Source organism: Micromonospora sp. C95 (assembly GCF_018070465.1).
Taxonomy (GTDB): domain Bacteria; phylum Actinomycetota; class Actinomycetes; order Mycobacteriales; family Micromonosporaceae; genus Micromonospora.
In genome coordinates this window covers 156,405-172,563 of the sequence record NZ_JAGPXT010000010.1, presented here as the reverse complement: position 1 = coordinate 172,563, position 16,159 = coordinate 156,405, and the positions used below count along the sequence as shown (strand labels likewise).

At 70.7% G+C, this 16,159-nt stretch carries 15 protein-coding genes; 5 read left to right on the top strand and 10 right to left on the bottom strand.

The features are described 5' to 3' along the window. Positions 1-71 precede the first annotated feature (71 nt). From valS to KBX00_RS14915, 5 genes are all read right to left on the bottom strand, one after another. Positions 72-2,636 (bottom strand): valine--tRNA ligase, encoded by a 2,565-nt coding sequence (gene valS, locus KBX00_RS14935; RefSeq protein WP_210827268.1) that lies wholly within the window; start codon positions 2,634-2,636, stop codon positions 72-74. A gap of 58 nt (positions 2,637-2,694) precedes the next feature. Continuing rightward, positions 2,695-4,572, bottom strand: coding sequence for an ABC transporter ATP-binding protein (locus tag KBX00_RS14930; protein ID WP_210827266.1), 1,878 nt, complete (start codon positions 4,570-4,572; stop codon positions 2,695-2,697). After that, positions 4,569-6,419 (bottom strand): ABC transporter ATP-binding protein, encoded by a 1,851-nt coding sequence (locus KBX00_RS14925; protein ID WP_210827265.1) that lies wholly within the window; start codon positions 6,417-6,419, stop codon positions 4,569-4,571. Before KBX00_RS14925 ends, KBX00_RS14930 begins: the two co-directional genes overlap by 4 nt. A gap of 362 nt (positions 6,420-6,781) precedes the next feature. After that, on the bottom strand, positions 6,782-7,306 hold the full coding sequence (locus tag KBX00_RS14920) for a methylated-DNA--[protein]-cysteine S-methyltransferase (RefSeq protein ID WP_210827381.1): 525 nt from the start codon (positions 7,304-7,306) through the stop codon (positions 6,782-6,784). Between the two features lie 97 nt (positions 7,307-7,403). Beyond that, entirely contained in the window at positions 7,404-8,846 is a 1,443-nt protein-coding gene (locus KBX00_RS14915; protein ID WP_210827263.1) for an AlkA N-terminal domain-containing protein, read from the bottom strand. Positions 8,847-9,019: 173 nt separating this feature from the next. Here KBX00_RS14915 and KBX00_RS14910 point away from each other — a divergent pair, with 173 nt between their 5' ends. The 4 genes from KBX00_RS14910 to KBX00_RS14895 all read left to right on the top strand — a co-directional run bounded on the left by KBX00_RS14910 (position 9,020) and on the right by KBX00_RS14895 (position 12,531). Then, the gene (locus KBX00_RS14910; RefSeq protein WP_210827261.1) at positions 9,020-9,505 is read left to right on the top strand and encodes a hypothetical protein; all 486 of its coding nucleotides are present in this window, start codon (positions 9,020-9,022) and stop codon (positions 9,503-9,505) included. 137 nt (positions 9,506-9,642) lie between these two features. Beyond that, positions 9,643-10,647: a hypothetical protein gene (locus KBX00_RS14905; RefSeq protein WP_210827259.1), complete on the top strand. Its 1,005-nt coding sequence runs from the start codon at positions 9,643-9,645 to the stop codon at positions 10,645-10,647. Positions 10,648-10,718: 71 nt separating this feature from the next. Further along, the gene (gene ychF / locus KBX00_RS14900; protein ID WP_210827257.1) at positions 10,719-11,804 is read left to right on the top strand and encodes a redox-regulated ATPase YchF; all 1,086 of its coding nucleotides are present in this window, start codon (positions 10,719-10,721) and stop codon (positions 11,802-11,804) included. 124 nt (positions 11,805-11,928) lie between these two features. Further along, positions 11,929-12,531 carry a hypothetical protein gene (locus KBX00_RS14895; protein WP_210827253.1) on the top strand — a complete coding sequence of 201 codons (603 nt, stop codon included), beginning with the start codon at positions 11,929-11,931 and terminating at the stop codon, positions 12,529-12,531. Positions 12,532-12,575: 44 nt separating this feature from the next. Here KBX00_RS14895 and KBX00_RS14890 read toward each other — a convergent pair whose 3' ends face one another. The 5 genes from KBX00_RS14890 to KBX00_RS14870 form a co-directional block, all read right to left on the bottom strand. Next, entirely contained in the window at positions 12,576-12,797 is a 222-nt protein-coding gene (locus tag KBX00_RS14890) for a hypothetical protein (RefSeq protein ID WP_210827251.1), read from the bottom strand. A 162-nt stretch (positions 12,798-12,959) separates the two neighbouring features. After that, positions 12,960-13,682 carry a vancomycin high temperature exclusion protein gene (locus tag KBX00_RS14885; protein ID WP_210827248.1) on the bottom strand — a complete coding sequence of 241 codons (723 nt, stop codon included), beginning with the start codon at positions 13,680-13,682 and terminating at the stop codon, positions 12,960-12,962. Positions 13,683-13,769: 87 nt separating this feature from the next. Further along, on the bottom strand, positions 13,770-14,504 hold the full coding sequence (locus tag KBX00_RS14880; RefSeq protein ID WP_210827246.1) for a class I SAM-dependent methyltransferase: 735 nt from the start codon (positions 14,502-14,504) through the stop codon (positions 13,770-13,772). Between the two features lie 203 nt (positions 14,505-14,707). Further along, positions 14,708-15,070, bottom strand: a complete 363-nt coding sequence (locus KBX00_RS14875) for a PH domain-containing protein (protein ID WP_210827244.1) — start codon at positions 15,068-15,070, stop codon at positions 14,708-14,710. 29 nt (positions 15,071-15,099) lie between these two features. Next, positions 15,100-15,405: a 4a-hydroxytetrahydrobiopterin dehydratase gene (locus KBX00_RS14870; protein ID WP_164447772.1), complete on the bottom strand. Its 306-nt coding sequence runs from the start codon at positions 15,403-15,405 to the stop codon at positions 15,100-15,102. 183 nt (positions 15,406-15,588) lie between these two features. On the opposite strand from KBX00_RS14870, the gene KBX00_RS14865 reads away from it, so the two are divergent. After that, positions 15,589-16,026, top strand: a complete 438-nt coding sequence (locus KBX00_RS14865; RefSeq protein WP_210827238.1) for a (deoxy)nucleoside triphosphate pyrophosphohydrolase — start codon at positions 15,589-15,591, stop codon at positions 16,024-16,026. The last annotated feature ends 133 nt before the right edge of the window (positions 16,027-16,159 follow it).

Sequence of the window (16,159 nt, the reverse complement as noted above, 5' to 3'; positions counted from 1 at the left end):
GAGGCAGCACTTTCGGGGAAAGTGCTGCCTCCACGGCCGTTGAGGCAGCACTTTCCCCGATGTTGTGCCCGTCAGAAGGCGCAGGCGATGACCAGTTCGGGGGTGCGGTCGGGGAGCAGGTCGAGCTTGTTGATGCGGCCGGCGGCGCGTAGGTCGTCGATTACCAGCGTGAGCTGGTCGAGTACGGCGGCCGGGCCGAGGGCCTCGGCCAGCGGCACCTCCGCCTTCATCGACAGTTTCCGCTCGGACTTGGCCCGGCGGACCTGCCCCAGCGCGTCGGCGGCGAGCCGCAGCAGCTGCGGGTCGCCGTCACCCTGGATGGCCCGGCCCACCTCGTACGTGGTCGGCCACGGCGCGCGGTGCACGGACCCGTACCGCCACCACGACCAGACCTCCTCGGTCGCGTACGGCAGCACCGGGGCGAACAGCCGCAACTGCACCGACAGCGCGGTGGCCAGCGCCGCCCGGGCCGAGTCGGCCCCGGCTCCGCTGCCGTAGGCGCGTTCCTTCACCAGCTCGATGTAGTCGTCACAGAACCGCCAGAAGAACGACTCGGTGGCCTGGAGCGCGGCCGTGTGGTCGTACCCCTCGAACGCGGTTGTCGCGGTGGCCACCACCTCGGCCAGTTCGGCGAGCACGGCCCGGTCGAGGGGTTCGGTCGCCGGGGCGCGCAGCGCGTCGGCGGCACCCAGCCCGAGCGCGAACCTGGAGGCGTTCAGCAGCTTGGTGGCCAATCGCCGGCCGATCCGGATCTGGGCCGGGTCGAAGGCCAGGTCGGTGCCGGGCTTGCCGCTGGCCGACCAGTACCGCACCGCGTCCGAGCCGTGCTGCTCCAGCAGCGCCATCGGGGTCACCACGTTCCCCTTGGACTTCGACATCTTCTTGCGGTCCGGATCGAGGATCCAGCCGGACAGCTCCGTCGTCCGCCAGGGCAGCACGCCGTGCTCCAGGTGCGACCGGACCACGGTGGCGAACAGCCAGGTGCGGATGATGTCGTGCCCCTGCGGGCGCAGGTCCATCGGGAAGACCCGGGAGAACAGGTCCGGGTCACGTTCCCAGCCGCCGACGATCTGCGGGGTCAGCGACGAGGTGGCCCAGGTGTCCAGCACGTCCGGGTCGCCGACGAAGCCGCCCGGCACACCGCGCTGCGACTCGTCGTACCCGGGCGGGGTCTCCTCGGACGGATCGATCGGCAGCGCGGACTCCGCCGGCGTGAGAGGCTCGGTCCAGTCCGGTTCGCCAGCGTCGTCGAGCCGGTACCACACCGGCACCGGCACCCCGAAGTAGCGCTGCCGGCTGACCAGCCAGTCGCCGGTCAGGCCGCCCACCCAGTGCTCGTAGCGGTGCCGCATGTGCTCCGGCACCCAGCGCAGCTCCCGGCCACGGGCCAGCAGTTCCTCCCGCAGATCGGTGTCGCGGCCACCGTTGCGCAGATACCACTGCCGGGTCGAGACGATCTCCAGGGGCCGGTCGCCCCGCTCGTAGAACTTCACCGGGTGGCTGATCGGGCGCGGCTCGCCGACCAGGTCACCCGCCTCGGTCAGCTGCTCCACCACCGTCCGTCGGGCGCCGTTCACCGTCTGCCCGGCCAGCGCCGCGTACGGCTGCGCGGGCACGTCGGCCGGTGGCTCCGGCAGCAGCCGGCCGTCCCGGCCGATCACCACCCGGGTGTCCAGGGCCAGGTCCCGCCACCAGGTCACGTCGGTCAGGTCACCGAAGGTGCAGACCATCGCGATGCCGGTGCCCTTGGCCGGGTCCGCCAGCGGGTGCGCGCGCACCGGCACCTGCACTCCGAACACCGGGGTACGCACAGTCGTGCCGACCAGGTCCGCGTACCGCTCGTCGTCGGGGTGACAGACCAGCGCGACGCAGGCCGGCAGCAGCTCCGGCCGGGTGGTGTCGATGAGCACCTCCCGCCCGCCCGGGGCGTGGAAGCGCAACCGGTGGTACGCGCCGGGGCGTTCCCGGTCCTCCAGTTCGGCCTGCGCCACGGCGGTGGCGAAACCGACGTCCCACAGCGTCGGCGCCTCGGCCTGGTACGCCTCGCCCCGGGCCAGGTTGCGCAGGAACGCCCGCTGGGAGGTGGCCCGGGCCACCTCCCCGATGGTGGTGTACATCAACGACCAGTCCACCGACAGGCCGAGCCGCCGCCACAGCGCCTCGAAGACCTGCTCGTCGGCGACGGTCAACCGCTCGCACAGCTCGATGAAGTTCCGCCGGGAGATCGGGGTCGGGTTCTTCCGGGCGGCGTCGTCCACGGGTCCGGTCGGTGGTGCCCAGTCCGGGTCGTACGGCAGCGAGGGGTCACACCGGACCCCGTACACGTTCTGCACCCGGCGCTCGGTGGGCAGCCCGTTGTCGTCCCAGCCGATCGGGTAGAAGACCGTCCGGCCGCGCATCCGTTGGAACCGGGCGACCAGGTCGGTGTGCGTGTACGAGAAGACGTGCCCCATGTGCAGCTCGCCCGATACGGTCGGCGGCGGGGTGTCGATCGCGTATACGTCCGACCGCTGCCTGCTGCGGTCGAACGCGTACGTGCCCTCCTCCTGCCAGCGGCGCGACCAGGTCTCCTCGAGACCGTCCAGATTCGGACGCTCGGGGACGCCGGTGCGGGCCGTCCTCGCCGTATCAGTCATCCGTGGATCGTATGCACCGTGCGGCCCGGCAGCACCTCATTAGCCCGCCCGCTCACGCTCAGAGCAGCGAGTCGCGCCACTGGCGGTGCAGGTCGGCGTACCGGCCGCCCTCGGCGATCAGCTCTGCCGGCGGCCCGTCCTCGACGATCCGGCCCCGGTCCAGGACCAGTACCCGGTCCGCGGTCTCCACCGTTGAGAGCCGGTGCGCGATCACCAGCGCCGTCCGGTCCCGCAGGATGTTGCCGAGCGCGTGCTGCACCAGACGTTCGGTCGGTACGTCAAGCGAGGAGGTGGCCTCGTCGAGGATCAGCACCGCCGGATCGGCCAGGAACGCCCGGGCGAAGGCGACCAACTGCCGCTGCCCGGCGGAGAGCCGGCCACCGCGCCGGTGCACCTGGGTGGCGTACCCGTCGGGCAGCGCCGCGATGAAGTCGTGTGCGCCGATCGCCCGGGCGGCGGCCTCCACGGCCTCGTCGTCGGCGTCCGGGCGGCCGAACCGGATGTTGTCCGCGACGGTGCCGCCGTACAGGTGGGTCTCCTGGGTGACCAGCACCACCGCCCGGCGCAGGTCCGCGTCGGCGACCTCGCGCAGGTCCACACCGCCCAGGGTGACCGTGCCAGCGTCCGGGTCGTGGAACCGGGCGAGCAGCTTGGCGACGGTGGACTTGCCGGCGCCGGTCGGCCCGATCAGGGCCACGGTCTGACCGGCAGGGATGGTGAGGTCCAGCCCGGTGAGGATCGGTGAGTCCGGGCGGTACCCGAACGACACCGCGTGGAAGCGGACCGCGCCGCGGGTCGGGCCGTCGGGCAGTGGCACGGGTCGGGTCGGTTCGGCGACCGAGGGCCGCTCGTCGAGCACCCCGGCGAGCTTCTCCAGCGCCGCCGTCGCCGACTGGAGCGAGTTGTAGAACTGGCTCAGCTCCTGCATCGGCTCGAAGAACCGACGCAGGTAGAGCAGGAAGGCCGCGAGCACACCGACCCCGGTCTCGCCGCCCAGCACCCGGGCACCGCCGTAGCAGAGCACCACCGCGACGGTGACGTTGCCGATCAGCTTGATGCCGGGCGAGTAGGTCGCGATCAGGTGGAACGCGTGCCGGCTGGACCGCCGGTAGTCGTCGCTGACCGAGTCGAAGATGTGTTGGTTGCGTTCCTCGCGGCGGTACGTCTGCACCGCCCGGATACCCCGCATCGACTCCACGAAATGGACGATGACCAGCGCCATCGCCTCCCGGGTGCGCCGATACGCGGAGGCCGAGGCCCGGGCGAACCAGCGGGACAGCCAGAACAGCAGCGGAAAGGCGAGCAGGGTCACCGAGGCCAGCGGCAGGTCCAGCCAGAGCAGGATGCCGGCCACCGACACGATCGTCAGAGCGGCCATCACCAGGCTCTCCACACCCCCGTCGACCAGCTCGGCGATCGAGTCGATGTCGCTGGTCAGGCGCGAGATCATCCGCCCTGACGTGTAGCGCTCGTGGAAGGCCACCGGCAGGTGCAGGAAGTGCGCGTACACCCGGCGGCGCAGGTCGAGCAGGACGGCCTGGCCGATGCGGGCGGAGATGGAGAGGAAACCGCGCCGGGCCGCGTACTCGATGCCGGCGGCGGCGGCGAACGAGACGGCCACGGTGATCAGCGGGCCGGGCTCGCCGGCCCGGAGCGGCTCGATCGCCCGGTCGATACCGAGCATGACCAGGTACGGCCCGGACATGGCCGCCGCGTTCTGGGTCAACAGCAGCGCGACCGCCGTGCCCAGCCGGGCCCGGTGCGGGCGCAGCACGTCCGTCAGCAGCGCCCGGCTGCGGGCCCGCAGCCGCGCCACCGCCGCCGGATCGGTGTCCTCGGCGAGGCTGCGGTCGGCGTGCGGATCCGGAGCCACCCCTCGCCAGTGGGCTCGGTCCGAATCCGGCGGCGGATCCGGCACGGCCGACGCGGCGGTCACGAGAGCACCAGGGGAGAGCCACCGGGCGCCGGATCGACCGATGTGGGTGTGCCGGCGATCGACGCCGCGGCCGGCTCGGCGGAGAGCAGCCCACGGTAGGTGGGCACGCTGGCGAGCAGTTCGGTGTGGGTGCCGACGGCGGTGATCCGACCGTGCTCCAGCAGCGCCACCCGGTCGGCGAGGGCGATGGTGGACGGGCGGTGCACCACCAGCAGCGCGGTGGTGTCGCGCAGCACTCGCTTGAGCGCCGACTCCACCAACGCCTCGGTGTGCACGTCGAGCGCGGAGAGCGGATCGTCGAGCACGAGCACGGCCGGTCGGATCAGCACCGCCCGGGCCAGGGCGAGTCGTTGCCGCTGGCCGCCGGAGAGCGACAGGCCCTGCTCTCCGAGCCGGGTGCGCAGCCCCCACGGCAGGTCGTAGGCGAACTCGGCCTGGGCCAGTGCCAGGGCGGCCCGAACCTCGTCCTCGTCGGCGTCGGGCCGGCCGAGGGTGAGGTTCTCCCACACCGACATGGAGAACAGTGTCGGCTCCTCGAAGGCGACCCCGACCAGTCCGCGCAGCGAGGCCAGCCGCAGCTCGCGCAGGTCGTGCCCGTCGAGGGTGATGCGGCCGCCGCTCACCTCGTGCAGCCGGGGTACCAGGGACAACAGGGTGCTCTTGCCGCTGCCGGTGGCACCGACCACGGCCACGGTCTCACCGGGCTCGACGGTGAGATCGAGCCCGCGTAACACCGGCACGATGCTCCCCGGATAACGGAAGGTCACTGCCTCGAAGCGGAGTCGACCGCGAACCGTCGAGCGGGCCAGGGCGATGGCGACCGGAGGGTCGACGATGAGCGGCCGGGTGTCCAGCACCTCCTGGATCCGGTCGGCGGCGGTGGCCGCCTCCTGCCCGTTGGCGATGATCCAGCCCAGCGACTGCACCGGCCAGATCAGCATCAGCTGAAGGCTGACGAAGGCGACGAGCTGACCGATGGTGAGCCGTCCGCCGGCGACCGCTGCGGCGCCGGCCACCAGGACCGTGCCCAGGGTCAGGTTCGGCACCAGGTCGAGCAGCGCGGAGGTACGCGCGAGCAGCCGGCCCTTGGCGACCCCGGTGTCGTGCAACGCCTTGGTGCCGACGGCGAACCGGCCGGCCAGTTGCGGCCCCCGCCCGTACGCCTTCATGGTGCGGAGGCCCTGCGCGGTCTCCTCGACAAGCGTGGCCACGTCGCCCTGCTGGTCCTGCATCCGGCGGGACGCGACGTGGTAGTGCCGGCCGAAACGACGGGCGATCAGGAACAGCGGTACCGCGCTGGCGGCCACCAGCAGGCCCAGCGCGGGGTGCAGCCGGATCAGCAGCACCACCACGACCAGGTAGGTGACCACGTTGAGCACGAGAAAGAACAGGCCGAAGGAGAGGAACCGGCGCAGCACCGACAGGTCGCTGGTGATCCGGGAGAGCAGCTGGCCGGACGGCCACCGGTCGTGGAAACTGGCTGACAGCCGTTGCAGGTGGGCGTAGACGTCGGTGCGGATGGCCGCCTCCATCGCCACCGAGGACGACGACTGCACCCACCGACGGATGAAGATCAGTAGGGCTTCGGCGAGGCCGAGCAGCAGTGCCAACCCGGCCAGCAGGAACAGGCCGGTCAGGTCACGCCCCGCCACCGGCCCGTCGACCACCCGTTGCGCCACCAGAGGCACGGCGATGCCGGCGGCCGTGGCGGCCAGCCCGGCCAGCATCAGCCAACCGAACTCGACCGCGTGCGGACGCAGGTAGCGGCGCAGCCGCCAGAGGTTGCGCAGGGGATGTCGACGGACCTCGTCCCGGTCGGCCGGGCCGCCGCCGCTCCCCGCAGCCACTACCCGACGGTAGCCGCATCTGAGAGCAACGCCGCTGTCGGCTTGCTGTCAGCTGCTCCGTTGCTCCGCTGCTTGTGGCCCTGCTCCCGCTGCCCGTCACTGTCCGGCTGGCTTCTCACACTGCGTGTGCGTTCACGGTCCGCCGCCCTACTAATCCTCGCCTTTGCTCTGCTTCAACCCACGCAACGGTTACCCTCCGTTTGGATGGCAGCTTCGTGATCGATTCGCCGTCGGTGCGTCGTCGCTGCTCAGCGGTCTGTTGCGTGGAGTGAAGCAGAGCAAAGCGGGTGGGTGGGGCACCTTGGTCGGCGGGCGACCGGCGAGTGTCGTCGCACACCGTGATCGTTACGGATTGTGCGTTACTAGCCGAGTCGTTCGTGGTCGAGGAGCCAGCGCTTCACCGGCAGCCCCCAGCGGTAGCCGCCGAGCGTGCCGTCGGTACGCAGCACCCGATGGCAGGGGACGAAGAGCGCAGCGGCGTTGCGGGCGCAGGCCGCTGCGGCGGCGCGTACCGCGGTGGGACGGCCGGCCAGAGCGGCGTACCCGGTGTAGGTGACCGGGACCCCCGGTTTGACGTCGCGCAACACCTGCCAGGCATGTGACATGAACGCCCCGCCGGTGTGCTGCTCCACCGGAACGTCGTCGATCGCGGCCAGGTCACCGCCGAGGTAGGCGGCGACGGCTGCGGTGACCGGACCGAGGTCCAGCCGGCGTCGCGGCTCGCCGCGCAGGCTCGGGTGCACGAGCGGCAGCAGGTTCGCCGGGTCCGCGGTGAAACCCGACGCCCGTACCGCGCCATCCGGACCGACGAGGACGGTGAACGGCCCGGCGGGGGTGTCGACGACCGTGCTGTCGATCATGTTGTTCCTGCTGCTCGTGGTGTTCATGCTGCTCATGCGGCACTCCAGGGTTGGATCGATGCTGGCCTGCCCAGGCGAACGCAGGCTGGGTCGGGCGGTTGGATTCGGGTGGCGCAGGCGGCGCTCACGCCGATCGCCAGAGGCGGATCACGGCGTACGACCGCCAGGGACGCCAGCGGACGGCGTACTCGTCGAGGGTTCTGGGGTTGTCGGTGAGGCCGAGGGTCGCGGCGCCCCGACGTAGCGCGAGGTCGGTGGGGAGGAACGTGTCGGGGTCGCCGAGCGCGCGCATGGCCAGGTAGCCGGCGGTCCAGGCACCGATGCCAGGAATCGCGGTCAGCTGCCGCACTGTCTCCTCCCGGTCGCCACCCGACTCCAGGTCAAGCTCACCGGCCGCGACCGCCCGCGCCACCGCTCGGATCGTCTCGCGCCGCCCGGCCGGCATCCGGAACCCCGCATCCGCCACCCCCAGCACCTCCTCCGCGGTGGCGAACCCGCGCAGCGCGCCACCCTTGACCAGAACCTCTTGATCAACTGTGCCGGTGTGCGCGAGGAGGTGGGTGAGGGTGGTGCGGGCGGAGGCCAGGGAGACCTGCTGGGTGGCGATGGCGCGGACGGCCATCTCGAAGCCGTCCACCGCGCGGGGAACGCGTACGCCGGGCTCGGCCGCCACCGTCGCGGTCAGCGCGGCGTCGGCGGCGAGCCCCTGGTCGACGGCGACCGGATCCGCGTCCAGGTCGAACAAACGCCGGCAGCGGGCCACGGCGGGGGCCAGGTCGCGCAGGTCGGTCAGGCGCAGCGTCGCCGCCACATGACCGACCGCCGGGGTCAGCGTGGCCTCTCCGGAACCGTGCGGCAACCGCAACCCCCGCCGGTACGTCCCGTCCACCACCTCGTCGACTCCGGGCAGCGTGCGCCGGGCGAGGAAGTCGAGCAGCGCGGCGGCATGCAGCGGCGGCCGGTACGCCAGCCGCAGGGTGACGGTGCCCGCGCCGCCGACCGCCGTGCCGTTTCCAGCACGCAACTGCGACGGCGGTGCGCCGTAGACCGCGCGTACGGTGTCGTTGAACTGCCGGACGCTGCCGAACCCGGCGGCGAACGCGATCTCGGCCAGTCCCAGCCCAGTCGTCTCGATCAGGGTGCGGGCGGTCTGCGCGCGCTGGGCCCTGGCCAGTGCCAGCGGTCCCGCGCCGAGTTCCGCCCGCAGCATCCGGTGCAGGTGCCGCTCGGTGTAGCCGAGCCGGGCGGCCAGCCCGGGTACCCCGTCGCGGTCGACCACGCCGTCGGCGATCAGTCGCATCGCCCGGCCGACCACGTCGGCCCGTACGTCCCACTGGGGTGAGCCGGGGGAGGCGTCCGGGCGGCAGCGCCGGCAGGCGCGCAGCCCGGCCCGCTGGGCCGCCGCCGACGACGGGAAGAAACGCACGTTCCGTCGCTTCGGGGTCATCGCCGGACAGGACGGCCGACAGTAGATGCCAGTCGAGGTCACGCCGGTGTAGAACCAGCCGTCGAACCGCTGGTCACGGCTGTCGACGGCCCGGTAACACCGCTCGAAGTCCAGTTCCACGTCACCGATGATGCGCCTGCCACCACCCACCCGGCTCGCGGAATTCGGACCACACCCTCGCTCCGCCCGTCTGCCACAAACTGCATGATCGCGGCCGGAGCGTGGGGCGGGGCGAGAGGAACTGTCGGTTGTCGTGGGTAGCGTTCGGCCACCAACTCCAGAAGGGTGCGGCAATGGCGAGCGTGGCGGGTCGGGCGGCGTCGGGACACGAGCACCCACCGCCCGCCCCGACAGTGGTTGAGCGCTTCTATCGCCGGATGCGCGCCGTGGCTCCGGCCGCGGTCGGCGCCATCGAGCGGGACCGTGCCGATGACCCGGGGCGTGCCTTCGGCGACACCGCCTGCGGCCGGCTGGTCGGCTCGCTCGAACCGGACGGAGTGCGTGCGCTCGGGATGTGGGTGCACCACTGGTGCATGCGCTTCTACGACGACGACACTCGCGCCGCGCGGCGGCTGCTCCGGGAGATCGCGGCTCGTCCGGCGCTTGGCTGGACGGCCGACGAGGTCCACTGGATGCTGCGCGAGTCGTACGCGGCCAGCCCGGTGGCCGCCGACCGGTTCTCGCTGCCACTCGCCGCAGCGGGTGAACTGGCGCCGCGCGTGTTGCCCTGGGTGGGAAGCGGGCCACCGCGCCAGGCTGCTCCAGCCGAGCGGGACTGAACGCCCGCCGCTGAGATTCCGAGGTGGCGGCGTCGAAGTGGGATCGACGGTCGTTCTTGCGACTCCGGCCACCACCCGAGCGGTTTCTTCTTCTACCGTTCAGGCACTCGCGATTGCCAATCTCTCGGAGTCGACCCATGACCACGTCCTGGGCGGTCGACGCGGTCGCCGCACACGTCATGCTTGATCACACCGGACACGGCGAGATCGTCTTCACGGTGTCCAATCCGAGCGCCACGCCGGACACCGCGGTGCTGCAACTCGCCCCCGACGACGGTGTGCCGTCGTCCTGGTTCACCGTCGACCGACCACAGCGCGCTGTCCCCGCCAACAGCACTGTCTCGTACCTGGTCACCGTGAACGTCCCGGCCGACGTGCCGGCCGGCCGGTACGAGGTGCGCGCACTGGTCTTCTCGGCCGGTTCTCCCCCCGAAGAGAGCTCACGGTTCAGCGGCCGGGTGACCGTCGAACAGCACCGGCAGCCCGAGCGGCCGCGCCGCCGGCGGTGGATCCTCGCTGCGGTCGCGACGGCGGTTCTCGCGGTCGCGCTGGTGACGGTCGGGGTGTCCCTGCTTCGTCCGGGCCGCGTGCCCGCCGCCGTTCCGCCGGCCACCCCGCCGGCCACGCCGTCGACCACCCCGCCGGTCACGCCGTCGACCAGGGTCGTGGTGACGGTTGAGATGGAGGAGTTGGTCGGCGACCCGGCGACCACGGTGACGGTCGGTGGGGTACCGGCCCGGCCGGCCTGTGCCGGGCGCGCCTGTGAGTTGTGGGCCGCCAATGATTGCTGTCACTACGGCTATTCCGGTGGGCACGCACTTGGTTTCTACGCCCGGCCGCACGACTCCTTCACCGTGACGGTCACCGTCCCGGCGAGCGGAGACTACGAACTGCTCGACATTCGCCTGATCGGGCCGCATTCGGGAAGAACCACATACCTCATCGCCGATCAGCCGGTCGGCGGTGAGTTCGCCGAGTCAGCGGCCCGCTACCGGCTGACCGATTGGACGCCGCACGGCACGGTCCGACTCACCGCCGGTGCCCACCGGCTGACGCTGCGGCATTTGCCTCTCTCCGGCGGCGACGGGAACCCGGCCACCACGATGATCGATCAGCTTCGGCTGGTCAGTACCGGCTCCTGATCGAGAGGCCCGTGTCGGCGTGCCGGGACTACCGCCAAGATGCGGCGGCGGAGCGCGTAAGCTGGCTCGTCGTGAGTCTCACCATCGGCATCGTCGGCCTGCCCAACGTCGGCAAGAGCACCCTGTTCAACGCGTTGACCAAGAACGACGTGCTCGCCGCGAACTACCCGTTCGCGACCATCGAGCCCAACGTCGGCGTGGTCGGGCTGCCGGACGGGCGGCTGGACAAGCTCGCCGAGATCTTCAGCTCGCAGAAGGTGATCCCCGCCCCGGTGTCGTTCGTCGACATCGCCGGCCTGGTGCGCGGCGCCTCGAAGGGCCAGGGACGGGGCAACGCCTTCCTGGCCAACATCCGCGACGCCGCCGCGATCTGCCAGGTGGTGCGGGCCTTCTCCGACCCGAACGTGGTGCACGTCGACGGCAAGGTCTCACCGGCCGACGACATCGAGACGATCAACACCGAGCTGATCCTCGCCGACCTTCAGACGCTGGAGAAGGCGCTGCCCAGGTTGGAGAAGGAGGCCAAGCTCCGCAAGGACCGGGCCGCCGCGGTGGCCGCCGCGAAGGCCGCGGTCGAGGTGCTGGACAACGGCACCACCCTCTACGCCGGTGCCGCGGCAGCCAACATCGAGCTGGAGCACCTGCGTGAGCTGCACCTGCTCACCATCAAACCGTTCCTCTACGTCTTCAACGTCGACGAGGCCGAGCTGAACAACGCCCAGTTCCTCGACGAACTCCGGGCGCTGGTGGCACCGGCCGAGGCGGTCTTCATGGATGCCAAGATCGAGTCCGAGTTGGTGGACCTGCCCGAGGAGGAGGCCCGGGAACTGCTGGAGTCGATCGGGCAGTCCGAGCCCGGGCTGGACCAACTGGTCCGGGTGGGATTCCGCACGCTCGGCCTCCAGACGTACCTCACCGCCGGCCCCAAGGAGGCGCGGGCCTGGACCGTGCCGATCGGCGCGACCGCCCCGGAGGCCGCCGGTGTGATCCACTCCGACTTCCAGCGCGGCTTCATCAAGGCCGAGGTGGTCTCCTACACCGACCTGGTCGAGGCCGGCTCGATGGCCGCGGCGAAGGCGGCCGGCAAGGTCCGCATCGAAGGCAAGGAGTACGTGATGCAGGACGGCGACGTCGTGGAGTTCCGCTTCAACGTCTGAATCCAGCCCGTTCGCACAGGTCAGCGGGTTGGTCCTTCGGACCGTGGCGCTGGTCGTGGACCTCCGGCCTTTCCCGGGCGAGAGGCTGTGCAAGTCTGATCAACGATGTGATGGGGGATCGCTGGTGGGACAGCGGCACGTGCGGAAAATGTTGCGGAAGATGGCCGGCGGGCAGCCGGTGGAGGTCGAGCAGGTGGCCACGTTGCGCTCACTCGCCCTCATGGCTGCTGTTGCCGAGCAATTCGGTTACGCGTACACGGACACGCGGCAGCGACACCGCAACGGACCGCAGCTGTTCTTCGTACCCGACCCCCGTCCGCAGGCCCGCGAAAGGGCCGAGCGGAACCGAGTGCAGTACCCGGATGCTTCCACCGGGGGCGCACTGCCCCCCGTGCCTGCCGACGTGCTGGATCTGTTCAAGGCCCGTATCAGCTACGACCTTGAGGGCTGGAACGACGACAAGCAGCGAACGTGGCTCCTCTATGTCGTCCTCACCGTGCTGTGCACGATCCTCGGTGTGTGGCTCGGAGTAGGAGGGACGTCCCCCGCCGCCGCCGCGGCTGTCGCCGCTGTCACCTGGGCGGCGCTGATGTCCGTTACCCTGTTCTTGGTCTCCATTCGTCGACGCAGACGGGCTAGGTTCGCTGCGATCCTGGAGGCGGCCGGGTTCACGCAGACGACTGAGCAGGGCGGCCGGGAGCGGTATCTGCCGCTGACGTACCAGTAGGAGCGCCCAGAACAAGCAAGCGAGGGGTCGTCTGGCCCTACCCGCTAGAGCGATGGTTCATGGAAGTAGACGGTGGCCGACCACCAGTCGCCGTCGGCAGTCACCTCGCTGTGCAGGACGACGTCTTGGACCTCGATGCCAGCAGGCCACTGTTCGATGCTGTCTGCGATGCGGCGTAGCAGCGCCGGGACGCTACCTTGGCCGGGGCCTTCGGGATTGGCTTGCGAGAAGTGCCTGATGGTCCACGACTGCGGTTGAGGCGGCATGGCCGCAGTCTGCCAGAGGTTCGGCCGCCCGAGACGACTCGTGAGCAGGCGTCGGACGCTGTTCCCGCTGGTGGCGGGACAGGTGTTCTCAGTTCCGCCCTGATCGCCCGCCACCTCGCACCGCCCTGTTCGACGGTGTGGCGGAACTGCCGGCGGGCGGTGTCAGCCGGCGTGCAGGGCGTCGTCGACGCCGGTCTCGCGGTCGCCCAGATGCACCGGGTCGCGGCGGGAGAGCACGTCCAGCGCGGCCTTGAGGCCGGCGCCGTACTCCCGGGCGGAGCTGATCCGCCAGGTGCGGTGGCTCAGCTCCCGGGCGGTCTCGTCGCCGACGCCGTTGGCGTCGATGCCGAGGTGCCGGCAGACCGTGACGGCGCGGGCCAGATGGAACTGCTGGGTCACCACCGTCGCCCGCTCCACCCCGAAGATCCGTTTCGCCCGGGCGCACGAGTCGTACGTGTCGAAGCCGGCGTGGTCGAGCACCACCTTGTCGGCCGGCACACCCTGCTCGACCAGCCAGCGCTGCATCGCCTCGGGCTCGTTGTACTCGTGGCGCATGTTGTCGCCGGAGACCAGGATCGCCTGCACCTTGCCGGTGACGTACAGCTCGCGAGCGATCTCCAGCCGGGCGGCGAGGAACGGCGCCGGCGTGCCGTCGGGCTGGACCCGGGTCCCCAGCACCAGGGCGACCGGCGCCTCGGGCACCGTCGCGACCGGGTAGGTACGCCCCTGCGCGCCGGAGCGGATCCAGGTCGCGCTCGCCCACACGCCAGCTGTCAGCAGCACCGCACCGAGCGCTCCGGCCAGCGCCGCTCGGCGTAGCCAACGCCCACGGCCTCGGTCCCGGAGCTGTCGAAGTATGGCCGTCAGTGACACACGGATCGGCATGTGGCCAGTATCCCAGCGCGGCGCGAGCCGTTCAGTGCGCGCTGTGGCGCGGGTACGACGGCTGGATCGTCGTACCCGCGCCGTGGATCACCCGAGCCGGTACACGGAGATGTGTGCGGTGCTGTCCGGGCCGAAGGGTGACCGGTCCCAGTCGGCGTACCGCTCGGCGAGCCGGAGACCGGCCCGCTCCGCCAGCTCGTCGATCTGCTCGGGCCACAGGTAACGCATCGCGAACGGGTGCAGGTGCACTCCGGCGGCGTTGAACGTGATGGTCTGCCGGAGGAACGTCTGCGCCTCCCGGTCGTACCTGTGCAGCCGGATGGTGGCCGAGTCCTCGGTCACCTCCCGCATCTGGACCTGCTCGTCCCGGTCGAAGTCCGCCGGGTCGGGCACGAACGTCTCGACGACGAACGCGCCGCCGGGGGCGAGCACCCGAGCGACGTTGCGGAAGCAGTCCGCCTGCCGCTCGGCGCGGACCAGGTTGAACAGGGTGTTGAAGACCAGGTACGCCATGGTGTACGGGCCGGTCACCGGCACGTCCGCCATGTCGCCGATGGCCACCGGGATGTCGCCACCACCGGGCTTGGCCCGCATCTTCGCGACCATTTCCGGCGACGCCTCGACCCCCGCCACGGCGATCCCGCGCTCGGCCAGGGGGAGGGCGACCCGACCGGTGCCGATGGCCAGTTCCAGCGCCGGGCCGTCGCCGGCCAACTCGGCGAGGAACTCCACCGCCGGTGCCGGGTCGGGCAGGCCACCCGGCAGGTCATAGGTGTCGGCCCAGAGCCGGCCGAAGTGTCCCGGGTCGTCGAAGACCGACATCAGCGGCCTCCGTCGTTGCTACCGGCGCCGCACGGCGCCTTCTTCGATGATTCCCACGTACGCACGAAGCCTCGATTCGATGGGGTTGACGATGCCTACTCGCTGCCTGGGCGTCGTGCTGTGCCTCATGTCGTCGCTCCCTCCGTTCGGCTGGCTCGTCAGTCAATCGGTATCGATGGCCGGCGGCAACTGCAATTCACCGATCAGCTGATGTAGTGCAGGATGACGTTGTGCACGTGGTGGCTCTTCTGGTCGCCCCGAAACTCCACCTCGTAGGTGTGGGTGCCGACGTGGATGGCGATCGCGCCGGTGGAGAAGAACGAGCCGCCCCAGGACTTGTTGCTGACCACACTCACGCTGGTGATCTTCGTGTACGGAATGCTGGTGATCGCGTACTTCTTGCCGACGAACGAGCGGTCCTGGATGATGACGCGCCGATCGGTCAGCCCGATGAACCCGGTGCCGGTACCGACGGCGTCGTAGACCGCGATGATCTGTTCACCGTCGAGCAGGCCGCTCTGGATCTGCTGGAACTGTTCCTTGCGGTCATAGGTCGCGTTGGCCATGACGCCCACGGTAGGCAGCGTCCGCCAGTTCAGCTCTCGGTGACCGCGCGGTAGGCATCCTCGATGCGGGCGGCCAACAGGACCTCGCCCTCGGAGAGGGGCTCGTTGCCGTGGCCGACCCGGATCTGGGTGTGATCGGCGCGCCGGCTGATCTCCGGGCGCAGATGCAGTGCGTCGGCGACCACCTTCACCCGCTCGGTGAGCGCCGCGTGCTGCGTGTCGTCGATGACGAGAGTCCGCCGGATCTGCTCACCCTCACGCGTCCAACCGGACAGTAGGGTGAGGGCGTCGCTGAGGTAGTCGTGCTTCGTCCGACCGCCAAACAGCGCACGCATCACCGCTCCTCCCAGGCTTCGTTGCCGGCTTGTGGCCAAATCGTCGCCGCCCCGTGTCATTGTCGGTGCTTCTAGTCTTACGTCGCACGGAGGGGGTGTCCACGCCCACACTTCCGGGTATTCCTGGCCTGACGGACGACCAAGCTACCCAAACCGCCGATTGATCTGGCACCCTGGACGCCCGTGCGGACCGAACGGGCGAACGGCGGCGGAAATGCCGCACGGCGCGATCCGAAGGTGATCGTTGGCGCGGCCATCATCAGCGAAGGGCGGGTGCTGGCCTGCGCCAGGTCCGCCCCGCCGGAGGTGGCGGGCATGTGGGAGTTTCCGGGTGGCAAGGTGGAGCCGGGGGAGAGTGAGACGGCGGCGCTGGCCCGCGAGTGCGTCGAGGAGTTGGCCGTACGTGTGGAGATCGGCGAGCGAATCGGCCGCGACGTCCGGATGGCGCACGGCCGCTCGGTCCTCAAGGTGTACGCGGCCCGCCTCCTGCACGACGACGAACCCCAGCCCCTCGAACACTCCGCCCTACGCTGGCTCTCCGCCGCCGACCTGGACACCGTCACCTGGCTGCCCGCCGACGCCCCCATAGTCGCCGCCCTCCGCCCCCTCCTCTCCCCCTGATCCCCCGCTGACCCTGCGCCGACCCTTCCCTGCGCTGATCATGAAGTTGTTGCCAGCGGTAAGCGCTTGCAGGGGCAATAACTTCATGATCAACAAGGGTTGGGATGGAAAGGGACGGGGGCCGCGGCGGATG